The organism is Pseudomonas sp. AC016 (genome assembly GCF_979253365.1).
The window spans coordinates 1,393,729-1,407,399 of sequence record NZ_CEEDCC010000001.1; the positions used below are offsets into that span (position 1 = coordinate 1,393,729).

Here is a 13,671-nt window from a genome sequence, read left to right on the forward strand (position 1 = left end):
TGGGGTTCAGGGTTGGCTGGCTTAGGAACGCCTATCTTCAGGCAGTGGACGTCGTTTCCCTGTCAGCATCGACAAAGGCAGGTTGTCCCGCACCTGGAAGCTTTCGAACAGGGCTGCCGCCATGTGCAGCACCACCAGCGCGCAAAGCGTATTGGCCAGCGTTTCGTGGATCTGCAGCGGCCAGTCGGCACCCCAGAGCGCATCGACTTCCTGCATCAAAAATCCGGTCAGGCCCATGCCGAAGATCAGCGCCATCATCAGAATCATGACCAGCGCACCGAGCGGCGAATGGCCGAGTCGGTGCACGGGCTGGCGACTGATCAGCGAGCGCACATGCGCTCGAAGCCGGGCCGGTGTCGGCCAGAAATCACTCCAGCGCGCACTGTCCGGCCCGACGAATCCCCACACCCCTCGCACCACCACCCAGGCCACCGCGTAGTAGCCCAGCCAGACGTGCCAGTCATCACCGGCTTCATTGAAGAAGTAGTTGGCGATGAAGACACCCGCGATCGAGACATGAAACAGCCTGACCAGCGGGTCCCAGAGGCGCAGGGACGCCTGATTCATCAGCCCTTGATCTCGGTCTTCACGGCTTTGCCGGTGACCGGATCGTGGTAGATCTCGACCTTGCGCTTGTCCTTGTCGAAACCATAGATTTCGTAGCAGTTGCCGTCAGTGACCTTGAACTTGCTGATCTCATAACCCTGAGCCTTGAGCTGCTCCTGGAATTTGGCCTGATCCTGCCACTGGGACTTTTCAGCCGTGGTGCATTGCGGACCTGCCAGCGCCAAAGGGCTGGCCAACAACAGGGGAATCAGCAGGACTTTACGCATGGCAAATACTCGCAGGCAGTTAAGGAGCGCTCACTGTGCGAAACGAGTCTTAGGAAAAGCTTAATGTGCAACAGCTGGTAACATCTTCCCGCACGCCCGGCGCTTCGCGAGACCACTCGCCCACTGCATGATGGCGCCCTTCCCCCCCCCCCCAACAATCACGGGTCGAAACCTTATGCGTCTGCTTCTTGTCGAGGATGATCGAGCCATCGGCCAGGGTATTCGGGTTGCCCTGAACACCGAGGGCTATACGCTCGACTGGCTCGAAGACGGGCTGAGCGCGCTGCATGCCCTGCGCAGCGAGCCCTTCGATCTGCTGCTGCTCGACCTCGGCCTGCCGCGCATGGACGGCTTTGACCTGTTGCGCCAGTTGCGCGCCGAAGACATCACCTTGCCGGTGCTGATCATGACCGCCCGCGACGGCACCGCAGACCGCATTGCAGGGCTGGATGCCGGCGCCGATGACTACCTGATCAAGCCCTTCGATGTCGAAGAACTCAAGGCCCGTGTCCGTGCGTTGCTGCGCCGCAGCCAGGGACGCGCGCAACCGCTGCTGGAACACGCAGGCATCAGCCTCGACCCCGCCTCGCAGCAGGTCAGCTACCAGGGCAATGAAGTGCCGATGACGCCGATGGAGTATCAGTTGCTGCATCAATTGATGATCCGCCCCGGCAAGGTCGTGACCCGCGAGCGCCTGTCCAACACGCTGTATGGCTGGCAGGACAAGGTCGAAAGCAACACCCTGGAAGTGCTGATCCATAACCTGCGCAAGAAACTGTCCACCGAACTGATCCGCACCGTTCGCGGCGTCGGTTACCTGCTGGAGCTCAAGGCATGACCTCGGTACGCGCCCGCATTCTGGTTCCGGTCCTGCTGCTGTTGCTGCTGGGCGATCTGACCATCAGCCTGCTCGCCCTGCGCGACAGCCATCACGAAATCGAAGAGGTCTACGACGCACAGCTCGCCCAGAGCGCTCGCCTGCTGCAGGGCGTGTTGCGTCAACGTGCGGCTGGCGAACAGGACCTGGACAAGCTCTATCAGGCCTTCGATCAGGCCATGAGCCGGGTCGGCACCAGTGGCGTGGCGCACCCCTACGAAACCCGCCTGACCTTTCAGGTGTGGCGCACCTCGGGCGAACTGCTGGTGCGTTCGGCCGAAGCGCCGTTACTGGCTGCGCCGCCCAGCGAAGAAGGCTCCCACGACCTGATCGAAAATGGCCACGAGTGGTGCGGCTTTCTGCTGGCAGACCCGCAACAGGGTTTTCTGATCTGGGTGGGCGAGCGCGACGATGTGCGTCAGGACCTGATCCAGCGGATTGTCAGCCACACGCTCTGGCCCGCGCTGATTGGCGTTCCGCTGTTGATCGTCGCCATCTGGCTGGCGATCGGCTGGGGGCTGCGCCCGCTGCAAAGCATGGCGCGCCTGATCAGCCGACGGGATGCCGACAGTCTGGAGCCGCTCGACGTCTCGCCGCTGGCCAAGGAACTGGAACCCATGCAGCACGCGCTCAATAGCCTGCTGACCCAGATCGAGAACGTGCTGGAACGCGAGCGCCGTTTCATCGCCGATGCGGCCCACGAACTGCGCACACCGCTGACCATCCTGCGCATCCATGCGCAGAACGCCCGTCAGGCCGAAACCCCGGAACAGCGGCTCGAAGCACTGGATTTCCTGGTTCACGGCGTTGATCGCGCGGCACGTCTGGCCAGTCAGTTGCTGACCATGGCGCGCCTTGAGCCACGTTCGAGCGACAGCCAGTTGACCCGTTTCGAATTGAACACGCTGGTGCGCGAAGAGATGGCCGAGCTGACGCCGCTGGCGCTGGAAAAACGGGTCGACCTGGTGTTCGAAGCAGGCGAGGACTGTGTGATCCACAGCGATCCGGCGGCCATCACCATTGCCTTGCAGAATCTGCTGACCAACGCGCTGAACTTCGCACCGCCCGCCAGCGAAATCCGCGTCGCGCTGCACCCGCAGCAGGACGGCAGCGCGTACCTTTCAGTCGAGGACGCAGGTCCCGGCATCGACGAGCAACAGAAGGCGCGTCTGTTCGAACGGTTCTACAGTCAGGGCAACAGCAACGGCGCAGGCCTGGGTCTGGCGATTGTCGACATGATCGTGCGCAAGCTGGAAAGCAGCCTGCACTTGCGCAACTCGGCGCAAGGCGGACTGTGTGCGGAACTGAGGCTCAAGAGCAGAACCTCCTGAAACGCCGGATCAGAGCACCACGCGCAGGCACTGGCCTGCGTGGTACAGCGTGAATCCGGCATCGTATGCCAGGGTCCGTATCGAGCTGCCAGAGACTTTACCGCTGCTGGAAAAACTCACCGGCAAAGCCTGAGCGTCGTTGGTCAGCAGGTAGTCGGCAAAGCACTTGCCCACCAGCGTTCCGGTGGTCACGCCGCGCCCGTTGAAACCCGTCGCAGCCAGCAACCCCGGCGCGGGCTCGAACAATCGCAGCAGATGGTCCGGCGTGAAACCGATACGCCCGGTCCAGGTACTCTCCCACTCGACCTTGCCCAACTGGGGAAAGTAATGCTGCTGAATGCGGTCAGCCCAGCGGCGAATGAACCACAGCGGATAATTGCCCGCGTTGCCCAGACTGCCCAATACCAGACGCCCCTGCGCATCGCGACGGATGCTGCTGAGCACAGTGCGCGTGTCCCACGAACCCTGTCCGCCACGCAGAACCTCGGCCTGTTCCGCGCCGGAGAGCGGTTGCGAGGCGACCTGATAGTAGTAGCCGGCAAAGATGTGATCCTTGATGTCGGTCCACTCGCCTTCGGTGTACGCATTGGACGCGATGATCACTTTTTCGGCGCGCACGCTTCCGGCGGCGGTCGAGACCTTCCAGCCATCGGAGGTGCGTTGCAGACCGGTGACTGACGAGCTGCCAAACAACTGCCCGCCCCGCGCCACCACGTTGAGCGCCATGCCCGACACATAAGCCATCGGGTTTACGGTGCCCGCACGATGGTCAAGCAGCGCTCCGGCGGCCTTGTCCGTACCGCAGGCGTCTTCGCAGGTCTTGCCGGTCAGCAATTCGACGTGGGCACCCCGGCGCTGCCACTGCTCGGCGCGACTGCGCAAATCGGCAAGACCTTTGGCGTTATGAGCCATGTGCAGGTTGCCGGTGCGGGTGTCCTGGCAATCGATGTTGTACTTATCGATGGTCGAGAACACCAGCGCAGGCGACGCCCCCAACGCAGTGTTGAGCCGCGTGGCCTCGACCGCGCCCAGCGTCTTTTCCAGCTCGTCGGGCGCAACCCAGGTTCCGGCATTCACCAGACCGACGTTACGCCCGGACCCGCCGTGACCGACCTGATGGGCTTCGACCACGCACACCGACTTGCCGCCCTCCAGCAGCTGCAGGGCAGCGGACAGTCCGGTGAACCCCGCACCGATGATGCACACATCCGCGCTGCACTCGCCGAACAGCGCGGGGCTGACCGGACGCTGCGGCGTCACCTGTTCCCAAAGACACCCTTCACGCAAGTGCGCCATCGAACAACTCCAGCCATGCCCGAATCAATCAAAGACGATACCCTGAGCCAACGGCAGCTCGCGGGAGTAGTTAACGGTGTTGGTTTGCCTGCGCATGTAGGCGCGCCACGAATCGGAGCCCGATTCACGACCGCCGCCGGTTTCCTTCTCGCCACCGAACGCCCCGCCAATTTCCGCACCGCTGGTGCCAATGTTGACGTTGGCGATACCGCAGTCGCTGCCTGCCGCACTCTGGAAAGCTTCGGCTTCACGCAGGTCGGTGGTGAAAATGCACGACGACAGGCCTTGTGGCACTTCGTTGTTCAGGCGCAGCGCTTCTTCGAAGTCGTCGTAGGCCATCACGTAGAGAATCGGCGCGAAGGTTTCATGGCGCACAACGTCACTCTGGCCGGGCATTTCTGCGATGGCCGGGGTGACGTAGTAGCCGTTCGGGTATTTGTCCTGCAGTTGACGCTCACCGCCGAACACCTGGCCGCCCTCGTCACGCGCCTTAGTCAGTGCATCCTGCATGGCCGAGAATGCCTGCTTGTCGATCAGCGGACCGATCAGATTGCCTTCGCGTGGATCACCGACGCGCACCTTGGCGTAGGCGGCCTTGACCCGCGCAACCACTTCGTCCTTGATCGAGCGATGCACGATCAGTCGGCGCAACGTAGTGCAGCGCTGCCCGGCGGTGCCCACGGCGCTGAACAGAATGCCGCGCACAGCCAGATCAAGATCCGCGCTCGGGGCAAGGATCATGGCGTTGTTGCCGCCCAGTTCCAGAATGCTGCGGCCGAAACGTGCCGCGACACGCGGACCCACTTCACGGCCCATGCGGGTGCTGCCGGTGGCGCTGATCAACGGCACACGCGGGTCGTCCACCAAGGCTTCGCCCGCGTCGCGATCACCGATCACCAGTTGCGCAAGACCTTGCGGCGCATCACCAAAAATCTTCAGCGCCTTGTCGAACAGCGCCTGACAGGCCATCGCGGTCAACGGTGTTTTCTCCGACGGCTTCCAGATCACCGGGTTGCCGCAGACCAGCGCCAGCGTGGTATTCCAGGCCCAGACGGCAACCGGGAAGTTGAACGCGCTGATCACACCGACCACGCCCAGCGGATGCCAGGTTTCACGCATGTGGTGACCGGGACGCTCGGAAGCGATGGTCAGGCCGTACAACTGGCGCGACAGGCCAACGGCGAAGTCGCAGATGTCGATCATTTCCTGCACTTCGCCCAGACCTTCCTGGGTGATCTTGCCCGCCTCGACCGATACCAGCTCGCCCAGTTGGGCTTTGTGCTCGCGCAACACTTCGCCGAAGATCCGCACCAGCTCGCCACGGCGTGGGGCCGGCACAGTGCGCCATTTCAAAAAGGCGTCGTGCGCAGTGTCGATCCGCGCCTGCACCTGAGCGCTGCCTTCCAGCGTGACTGAAGCGATCTGACTGCCATCGATAGGGGTGTGAACGGGATAGTTTCCGTCGGTGTAGGCACTTTTCGCCACACCCAGATTGGCTAACAACTCGGCAACCATGCTGATTCTCCTGTCATGACAAGGGTTGAAATCACTGATGACCCAGTATCGACCTCTTCAAGGGCTGCTCACAAACGACGTTTTCGAACGACATGATTCCTTTCAGGAATGAACTACTGCCTGATCCAGACATTAAAAGCGTCAACTTCCTGAATTATTGGAATGACCCGGTGATTTTATTTCGTTTGTGGCGCATACACCTTGTGCGTTTGGATAGACCATCACGCCATCGTCGCAGAGCCTGTCCATGAGCGAACACATCAGCGAGTCCATTTCATCCGTCCACAGCATGACGCTGTCCCAAGGCCGCAACGCGGAAGTCTGGGACACCACCGGCAAGCGCTACATCGACTTTGTCGGCGGTATCGGCGTACTCAACCTGGGGCACTGCAACCCGCAGGTGGTCAGGGCGATTCAGGAACAGGCGACAAAACTGACCCACTACTGCTTCAACGCCACGCCGCACGAGCCCTATCTCCGGTTCATGGAACAACTCATGCAGTTTGTTCCGGTGAGTTATCCGTTGAGCGGCATGCTTACCAACAGTGGCGCGGAAGCGGCCGAAAACGCGTTGAAAATCGTCCGCGGCGCGACAGGCCGCACGGCCGTGATCGCTTTCGACGGCGGCTTTCATGGCCGCACACTCGCCACGCTCAACCTCAACGGCAAGGTCGCGCCCTATAAACAGAAAGTCGGCGTGTTGCCGGGGCCGGTGTTTCATATCCCGTTTCCCAGCAAGGACAACAGCGTCACCACCGAACAGGCGCTCAAAGCCATGGACCGCCTGTTCAGCGTCGAGATCGACGTCAACGACGTGGCGTGTTTCATGTTCGAACCAGTGCAGGGTGAAGGCGGCTTTCTGGCCATGGAGCCGGACTTCGCTCAGGCATTGCGCGCCTTCTGTACCGAAAAAGGCATCGTGCTGATCGCCGATGAAATCCAGTCAGGCTTCGGCCGCACCGGGCAGCGCTTTGCCTTCAGTCGTCTGGGCATCGAACCGGACCTGATTCTGCTGGGCAAAAGCATCGCCGGCGGTATTCCACTGGGCGCGGTAGTCGGGCGCAAAGGGTTGCTCGACAATCTGCCCAAGGGCGGGCTGGGCGGCACTTATTCCGGCAATCCGATTGGCTGCGCGGCGGGCCTGGCGTCGCTGGCACAGATGACCGATGAGAACCTGTCGACCTGGGGCGAGCAGCAGGAAAACGCGATTGTGTCGCGCTACAACGCCTGGCAGGCGAACAGTCTGTCGCCGTATCTGGGCAGACTGACCGGCGTGGGCTGCATGCGTGGCATTGAGTTGATGACACCAGACGGCGCTCCGGCCACCCGACAACTCGCCGAACTGCTGACCTCGGCCAGAGAAGCCGGGCTACTCTTGATGCCCAGCGGCAAGTCGCGGCACATCATTCGGCTGTTGATTCCACTGACGATCGAGCCTGAGGTGTTGAACGAAGGGCTGGATATTTTCGAGTGCTGCCTGGCGGCGCTGGCCTGACTTGATGACCGATAAAACCGGGAAGAGCACGGAGAGACAATCCTGATGAGCACCGCACGCTTTGCCAACCCTGACGACATCCGCGCTGGCTTTTCCCGCGCCATGTCGCAGATGTACCAGGAAGAAGTCCCGCTGTACGGCACGTTGATGGCGCTGGTGAGCGAGGTCAACGACCAGGTCATGAGCCATGACCACCGTGTGCTGGACAGCCTCAGACAGACGGGTGAAATACAGCGGCTGGACATGGAGCGCCACGGCGCGATCCGGGTCGGTACTGCGCTGGAACTGGCTACCCTCGCCCGTCTGTTCGCAGTGATGGGGATGGAACCGGTGGGTTATTACGACCTGACGCCTGCGGGCGTGCCGGTCCATTCGACAGCCTTTCGCGCTGTGCATGAAAGCGCCTTGCAGGTCAGCCCGTTTCGCGTGTTCACCTCGCTGCTGCGTCTGGAGTTGATCGAGAGCGACAGCCTGCGTGAGTTCGCCAGCCAGGTGCTCGCCAGGCGTCAGATCTTCACGGCAAAGGCGCTTGAGCTCATACAGAAGCACGAGCAGAACGGCGGTCTGGACGAAGCGGACGCAGCCGAATTCATTCAGCAGGCACTGGAAACCTTTCGCTGGCACAACACGGCCACGGTTTCACTGGAAGAGTATCAACAGCTCAACGCACAGCACCGCCTGATCGCTGATGTGGTGGCGTTCCGGGGTCCGCACATCAACCACCTCACGCCGCGCACGCTGGACATCGACGCGGTGCAGGCAGGCATGCCCGGCAAAGGCATCACGCCCAAGGCCGTGGTCGAAGGCCCGCCCCGCCGCCGCTGCCCGATCCTGCTGCGTCAGACCAGTTTCAAGGCGCTGGAAGAGCCGATCACCTTTGTCGGTCAGGGCACTCAGGCGTCCGGCAGCCATTCGGCACGCTTTGGCGAAATCGAACAGCGCGGCGCGGCACTGACACCCAAGGGTCGCGCACTGTACGACCGGTTGCTGAACGCGGCACGCGATGAGCTGGGCGAGTTTCCCAACGAAGCCAATGCCCTGCGCTATTCGGCACTCATGGAGAAAGCCTTCCAAGCGTTTCCGGACAGCGACAGCGAAATGCGTGCCGAAGGGCTGGCTTACTTTCGCTACTTCGCGACCGAGCAGGGCCTTGCTGCACGTGTCGATTCAGGTGCGGACCTTGAGCAATTGATTCAGAAGGGGTACGTGCGCTTCGAGCCATTGGTGTACGAGGACTTTCTGCCGGTCAGCGCGGCGGGCATCTTCCAGTCCAATCTGGGCGATAACGCGCAGGCGCATTATGCGATCAGTTCGAATCAGGAAGATTTCCAGCAGGCACTGGGGCGTCAGACGCTCGATGAATTGAAGCTGTATGCCGAGACCGAGCGCAGATCACTGGAAGAATGCAACGAGGCGCTGGGTCTGTAGACCGCCAAAAGCGGACGCGGAGCGTCCTGAGAGGCGTTACCACGCAGAGCGTAGGAACGATCAGCGTCTGCCTCGACACTGATCGTGCCCATGCTCCGCGCTCAGCGTTATACACAGGTCCGCCTAAGCACTGATCGTGCCCATCGCTCCGCGTGGGCATGCATCCCGTGACGCTCTGCGTCACATTCCTGCGCTGCAAATACGTCCCGAGTCTCCCCTTTCAGTGTTCTCTTTAACGCAACGATAAATAAAATCCGCAATATTGGTGTGCAATCTCCTGCTATGCATACTGCGATGGCGCGAAGGCATCAATTGCTCCGCTCGAAAGGCTCGAAGTAGCCTGGGTCCGGTTATTTCTGACCTTATAAAAAAGACTCGGCCGGACAACGGCCTCCATGACTCCATGGACTTCCAACGCTGCCCTGGCGCGTCGCTGCGCCTACCTGAAAAAAACAGAATAACGATTGATAAGGCCTTAAAAAGGTCATTCAGCAGGCAAGGGGATCATCATGCAAAACTCACACGCTGCCGTCGTGGGCGACAAGCAGGCCGTTTCTTCGACGGTCAAGCTGTACGTCTGGGCCGCCGTCATCCTCGTCGTTGCCGAATCCATTGGCGCCATCAGCATTCCGCTGGGCCCTGGCAAGGTGGTCCTGCTGCCGATGGTTTGGGCCTTGCTGCTGGGCGCAATGATCGGCATTGCCAGTCGGCGCATGCCGGGCACGATAGGGATCGATCACCGCACGCAACTGCGCTCCGCATCCATTCTGCAACCTGCCCTGTTGATCTTCATTGCCAAGCTGGGTCTGGTAGTCGGCGGCTCGCTGCCGGTAGTGTTCGCCTCGGGCTGGGCGCTGGTGTTCCAGGAATTCGGGCATTTTGTCGGCACCGTGATTCTGGGCCTGCCGGTGGCGCTGATGCTGGGGATCAAGCGTGAAGCGATTGGCGCGACCTTCTCGGTCGGGCGCGAACCCAGCCTGGCGATCATTGGTGAGCGCTATGGCATGGATTCCCCGGAGGGACGCGGCGTGCTCGCCGAGTACCTGACCGGCACGCTGTTCGGTGCGCTGTTCATTGCCATCGTGGCCGGTTTCATTGCCAGCCTGAATATTTTCCATCCCAACTCGCTGGCGATGGGTTCCGGCATTGGCTCTGGCAGCATGATGGCGGCCGCTGCAGGCGCGATTGCGGCTCAGCAGACGCCGGAAGTGGCCAAGGAAGTCATGACCCTGGCGGCGGCGTCGAACCTGATCACCACCACCATCGGGACCTACTTCACCCTGTTCATCTCGCTGCCGCTGGCGGTCTGGGGCTATCGCGTTCTCGAACCGCTGATCGGCCGTACCACCAAGGCCTCCATGACCGATGAAGGCCTGCGTCACAGCGATGTGTCGCTCGACGTGCCCGAGCTGGGCTGGTCGGGCAAGGTCAGTGCGTGGCTCGCCGCCGGTGCGCTCGCACTGATCGCCAACTACGTCGGCTACAAGACGTTGTCCGCCGATGCGTTCACCGGTATAGGCATCATGATTTTCTGTGCCTTTGTCGGCGAAGCGCTATGCAGCCTGATTCGTCGCAAGGTTCCGGCCGTGTGCATGGTGTCGCTGGTCGCAATGTTCCTGACTTCCCCGGCCTGCCCGTGGGCAGCGGAGATTGCGCGCCTGACCAGTTCGATCAACATGTTGGCGGTGATTACCCCGATGCTGACCTTCGCCGGTCTGTCGATTGCCAAGGACCTGCCCGCGTTTCGCCGTCTGGGCTGGCGGATCGTGCTGGTGTCGTTCCTGGCCAACTTCGGCACCTTCATCGGCGCCGTGATGATCGCCGAGATGTTTCATTGATTTGATGGCTATCGCCGATCGCTCCCATGCTCTGCGCTCATCGTTACACACAAGCCTGCCTCAACACTGATCGTGCCCATCGCTCCGCGTGGGCATGCCTCCCGTGACGCTCTGCGTCACAAATGGCACAGGTTGCGGATTCAGTGAGCCGAACGCATGACGTGGATAACGCTGGAGCTTGTCCACGCATCTGCGCCACATTCAAGAGCGGACGCGGAGCGTCCTGGGAGGCATTCCCACGCGGAGCGTAGGAACGATCAGCGTGATCTCAAGCGCGCCGATCATGCCCATGCTTGTGCTCAGCGTTATACCCGAGTCTTGCTGCGACCACGGACGGTGGGAGGCAGCTTGCCGGCGATGCTTTTTCTGAAGCGACCTATCAGTGACTGAACGGACGCCATCGCCGGCAAGCCGCCTCCCACGGGGTATGCATTCAGTCAGTCACTTTCGGTTTGCCCCCCGTTTTGCGCGTCTTGCGGACTTGTGTATAACGATGAGCGCAGAGCATAAGCACGATCAGTTTCACGCCTCATTCACCAACCAGTCATGTACCGCACGGCGTGCCGGGGTGTTGAGGGCGCCTTCGCGGTAGGCCAGCACGTATTTCTTGCGGGCCTTGATCGGTTGCCCGAACGGCACGATCAGCGAGCCCTGTTCAAGCTCATCGGTGATCAGTGCCTTGCGGGCGATGGCCACGCCCATGCCCATACGGGCGGCGTCGATGGTCAGGTGGTTGCGGTTGAACGTGTGGCCACGGCGCACGTCGATGCCATCGGCACCAATCGCAGTCAGGTAAAACTCCCACTCTGCGTACTCATAGCTGCCGCGCCATGCAGTGATGTCATGCAGCAATGGAAAATGCACCAACTGGCTGGGCGTATCCAGCGGCGGTTTGCCCTCCAGCAGTATGGGTGAGCACACCGGAAACAGTTCTTCCTCCAGCAACGGTGTGGTCGACAGGCCCGGATAGCTGCCGTCGTTCAGGTCGATGGCCAGGTCGAAGTCGTCATCGCGCAACGAGCCACTGCTGTCTTCGGCAATGATCCGCAACTGAATGTCCGGAAACGCCGCCTGCAGCCGTGGCAGGCGCGGCATCAGCCATTTGCTGAGAAACGATGGAATGCAGCGCAGTTTGAATACCCCGCCGATCCGACCGGAATACAGCAGGCGCAGCTCTTCGCTGATGCGACTCTGCACCTCGTTGGCGACCACCGCCAGACGCTGCCCTTCGGCGGTCAGTTCAAGGCCGCGCCCGACCCGATGGAACAGCGCAAAGCCCAGCCGTTCTTCGAGCTGACGCATCTGCTGGCTGATCGCGCCCGGCGTGACGTGCAGCTCCTCGGCGCAGCGCGTAAAGGAAAGGTGTCGTGCCGCACAGGCGAAGACCTGTAACCAGGCGTGCATCTGTGCGTTGAAAATTCTGCTCATTGAAGAGTTCCGCTAAAACGTTGCATAGGAACAATCGTTTGTCGTTTCGACAGCTGAAGCCAAAGATGAAAGCCAGAAAGAAGGAGTTTCAACTCCTCTGCATCATCTCACTTGAAGGACCTCCGTGATGGCTATCAGCGTCTTCGACATGTTCAAAATCGGCATCGGGCCGTCCAGTTCGCACACTGTCGGACCGATGCGGGCCGGAGCGCTGTTCGTCACTGACCTGCGCAACCAGGATCGTTTGCACAGCGTAGAACGTGTTGAGGTGCGATTGTACGGCTCTCTGTCCGCAACCGGCATCGGTCATGGCAGTGATCGTGCGACAGTCATGGGATTGATGGGCGAGTGGCCGGACCAGATCGACCCCAGCCAGGTCAACCAGCGCATTGACGCGCTGCGTGCCGACGGTCAATTGCTGCTGGCCGGTGAACAGCCGATCACCTTCGTCTGGGAACGCGACATGTGCCTGCTCGAAGAAAGCCTGCCCTACCACCCCAATGGCATGACGCTGTGCGCGTACGGCAAGTCGGGTGAGTTGTATGAGCAGACCTACTACTCGGTGGGCGGCGGTTTCGTGATTGATGCCGCACAGGCGGCCAGCGGCGTGCTGGATGCGGATGACACCGTTCTGCCTTACGACTTCTCCAGCGGCGCGCAATTGCTGAGACTGTGCAAGACCCACGGCCTGAGCATCTCGGAACTGATGATGGCCAACGAAAAGGTCTGGCGCAGCGAAGAAGAAATCCGCGCGCGCATCATGGTCATCTGGGCCGCGATGCAGGCCTGCGTCAACAAAGGTCTGCTCGAGACGGGCATTCTGCCCGGCGGCCTGAATGTACGTCGCCGTGCCTATCGCCTGCATCAGAGCCTGCAAAACCTCGACAACCCGAACGTGATCGGCTCGACCCTCAGCGCCATGGAGTGGGTCAACCTGTTCGCCCTGGCGGTCAACGAAGAAAACGCTGCGGGTGGCCGCATGGTGACGGCTCCGACCAATGGCGCGGCCGGGATCGTGCCCGCCGTGCTGCATTACTTCATGAAATTCAAACCCACGGCCAACGATGACGACGTGGTGCGCTTCTTTCTCAGCGCTGCCGCTGTCGGCATTCTGTGCAAGAAAAACGCCTCGATCTCGGGCGCTGAAGTGGGCTGTCAGGGTGAAGTGGGTTCGGCCTGCGCCATGGCCGCTGCAGGCCTGGCGGAGATTCTCGGGGCAACGCCCGAGCAGGTGGAAAACGCTGCCGAAATCGGCCTGGAACACAATCTGGGCCTGACCTGCGACCCGGTCGGCGGACTGGTTCAGGTGCCGTGCATCGAGCGCAACGCGATTGCCGCCGTGAAGGCGATCAACGCCGCGCAGATGGCCCTGCGTGGCGACGGCGAACACTTCATCTCGCTCGACCATGCCATCCGCACCATGCGCGACACCGGCGCGGACATGCACGACAAGTACAAGGAAACCTCACGCGGCGGCCTGGCAGTCAATCTGATCGAATGCTGATTTGCCTACAGCTCTACGGGTTATTCGCGAACCACTTAATAAACGGGATCTATTGTGGGGCCTCCCACAGTCCAATGTTTGCCGAGAGGACAGCGCTGTGTCAGCGACCTGCACTGTCTCTCAGCG

General features: G+C 61.3%; 11 protein-coding genes. 6 read left to right on the forward strand and 5 right to left on the reverse strand.

The genetic code is table 11. The annotated features are described in order from the left end of the window. Positions 1 to 21: 21 nt before the first annotated feature. On the reverse strand, positions 22 to 567 hold the full coding sequence (locus AC0IXS_RS06040; RefSeq protein ID WP_057409752.1) for a cytochrome b/b6 domain-containing protein: 546 nt from the start codon (positions 565 to 567) through the stop codon (positions 22 to 24). Beyond that, the gene (locus tag AC0IXS_RS06045; RefSeq protein WP_029243614.1) at positions 567 to 833 is read right to left on the reverse strand and encodes a PepSY domain-containing protein; all 267 of its coding nucleotides are present in this window, start codon (positions 831 to 833) and stop codon (positions 567 to 569) included. Before AC0IXS_RS06045 ends, AC0IXS_RS06040 begins: the two co-directional genes overlap by 1 nt. A gap of 175 nt (positions 834 to 1,008) precedes the next feature. Here AC0IXS_RS06045 and AC0IXS_RS06050 point away from each other — a divergent pair, with 175 nt between their 5' ends. Beyond that, complete coding sequence (locus tag AC0IXS_RS06050) at positions 1,009 to 1,671, forward strand: response regulator (protein WP_025996527.1); 663 nt, start codon at positions 1,009 to 1,011, stop codon at positions 1,669 to 1,671. Then, a complete protein-coding gene (locus tag AC0IXS_RS06055; RefSeq protein WP_004880640.1) occupies positions 1,668 to 3,041 on the forward strand; it encodes a sensor histidine kinase in 1,374 nt (457 codons plus the stop codon). Before AC0IXS_RS06050 ends, AC0IXS_RS06055 begins: the two co-directional genes overlap by 4 nt. A gap of 9 nt (positions 3,042 to 3,050) precedes the next feature. Here the strand turns inward: AC0IXS_RS06055 and amaA are convergent, their stop codons facing one another. Both amaA and amaB read right to left on the reverse strand, forming a co-directional pair. Further along, a complete protein-coding gene (amaA, locus tag AC0IXS_RS06060; protein ID WP_057409751.1) occupies positions 3,051 to 4,337 on the reverse strand; it encodes an L-pipecolate oxidase in 1,287 nt (428 codons plus the stop codon). 24 nt (positions 4,338 to 4,361) lie between these two features. Beyond that, positions 4,362 to 5,852, reverse strand: coding sequence for an L-piperidine-6-carboxylate dehydrogenase (amaB, locus tag AC0IXS_RS06065; protein WP_029243616.1), 1,491 nt, complete (start codon positions 5,850 to 5,852; stop codon positions 4,362 to 4,364). 247 nt (positions 5,853 to 6,099) lie between these two features. Between amaB and AC0IXS_RS06070 the strand changes: the two genes are divergently transcribed. The 3 genes from AC0IXS_RS06070 to AC0IXS_RS06080 all read left to right on the forward strand — a co-directional run bounded on the left by AC0IXS_RS06070 (position 6,100) and on the right by AC0IXS_RS06080 (position 10,613). Beyond that, positions 6,100 to 7,347, forward strand: coding sequence for a 2-aminoadipate transaminase (locus tag AC0IXS_RS06070; protein WP_449116748.1), 1,248 nt, complete (start codon positions 6,100 to 6,102; stop codon positions 7,345 to 7,347). A 45-nt stretch (positions 7,348 to 7,392) separates the two neighbouring features. Further along, on the forward strand, positions 7,393 to 8,775 hold the full coding sequence (hglS, locus tag AC0IXS_RS06075; protein WP_320471290.1) for a 2-oxoadipate dioxygenase/decarboxylase HglS: 1,383 nt from the start codon (positions 7,393 to 7,395) through the stop codon (positions 8,773 to 8,775). Positions 8,776 to 9,284: 509 nt separating this feature from the next. Then, positions 9,285 to 10,613 carry a DUF3100 domain-containing protein gene (locus AC0IXS_RS06080; RefSeq protein ID WP_122690101.1) on the forward strand — a complete coding sequence of 443 codons (1,329 nt, stop codon included), beginning with the start codon at positions 9,285 to 9,287 and terminating at the stop codon, positions 10,611 to 10,613. Between the two features lie 522 nt (positions 10,614 to 11,135). On the opposite strand, the gene AC0IXS_RS06085 is transcribed toward AC0IXS_RS06080, so the two are convergent. Then, positions 11,136 to 12,041: a LysR substrate-binding domain-containing protein gene (locus AC0IXS_RS06085; RefSeq protein WP_122690102.1), complete on the reverse strand. Its 906-nt coding sequence runs from the start codon at positions 12,039 to 12,041 to the stop codon at positions 11,136 to 11,138. Between the two features lie 127 nt (positions 12,042 to 12,168). Here AC0IXS_RS06085 and AC0IXS_RS06090 point away from each other — a divergent pair, with 127 nt between their 5' ends. Further along, entirely contained in the window at positions 12,169 to 13,545 is a 1,377-nt protein-coding gene (locus AC0IXS_RS06090; protein ID WP_057410423.1) for an L-serine ammonia-lyase, read from the forward strand. The last annotated feature ends 126 nt before the right edge of the window (positions 13,546 to 13,671 follow it).

Excerpts from the sequence above, each read along its gene's own strand:
- AC0IXS_RS06040 (WP_057409752.1), bottom strand. The coding sequence starts at position 567 with ATGAATCAGGCGTCCCTGCGCCTCTGGGACCCGCTGGTCAGGCTGTTT.
- AC0IXS_RS06045 (WP_029243614.1), bottom strand. The coding sequence starts at position 833 with ATGCGTAAAGTCCTGCTGATTCCCCTGTTGTTGGCCAGCCCTTTGGCG.
- AC0IXS_RS06050 (WP_025996527.1), top strand. The coding sequence starts at position 1,009 with ATGCGTCTGCTTCTTGTCGAGGATGATCGAGCCATCGGCCAGGGTATT.
- AC0IXS_RS06055 (WP_004880640.1), top strand. The coding sequence starts at position 1,668 with ATGACCTCGGTACGCGCCCGCATTCTGGTTCCGGTCCTGCTGCTGTTG.
- amaA (WP_057409751.1), bottom strand. The coding sequence starts at position 4,337 with ATGGCGCACTTGCGTGAAGGGTGTCTTTGGGAACAGGTGACGCCGCAG.
- amaB (WP_029243616.1), bottom strand. The coding sequence starts at position 5,852 with ATGGTTGCCGAGTTGTTAGCCAATCTGGGTGTGGCGAAAAGTGCCTAC.
- AC0IXS_RS06070 (WP_449116748.1), top strand. The coding sequence starts at position 6,100 with ATGAGCGAACACATCAGCGAGTCCATTTCATCCGTCCACAGCATGACG.
- hglS (WP_320471290.1), top strand. The coding sequence starts at position 7,393 with ATGAGCACCGCACGCTTTGCCAACCCTGACGACATCCGCGCTGGCTTT.
- AC0IXS_RS06080 (WP_122690101.1), top strand. The coding sequence starts at position 9,285 with ATGCAAAACTCACACGCTGCCGTCGTGGGCGACAAGCAGGCCGTTTCT.
- AC0IXS_RS06085 (WP_122690102.1), bottom strand. The coding sequence starts at position 12,041 with ATGAGCAGAATTTTCAACGCACAGATGCACGCCTGGTTACAGGTCTTC.
- AC0IXS_RS06090 (WP_057410423.1), top strand. The coding sequence starts at position 12,169 with ATGGCTATCAGCGTCTTCGACATGTTCAAAATCGGCATCGGGCCGTCC.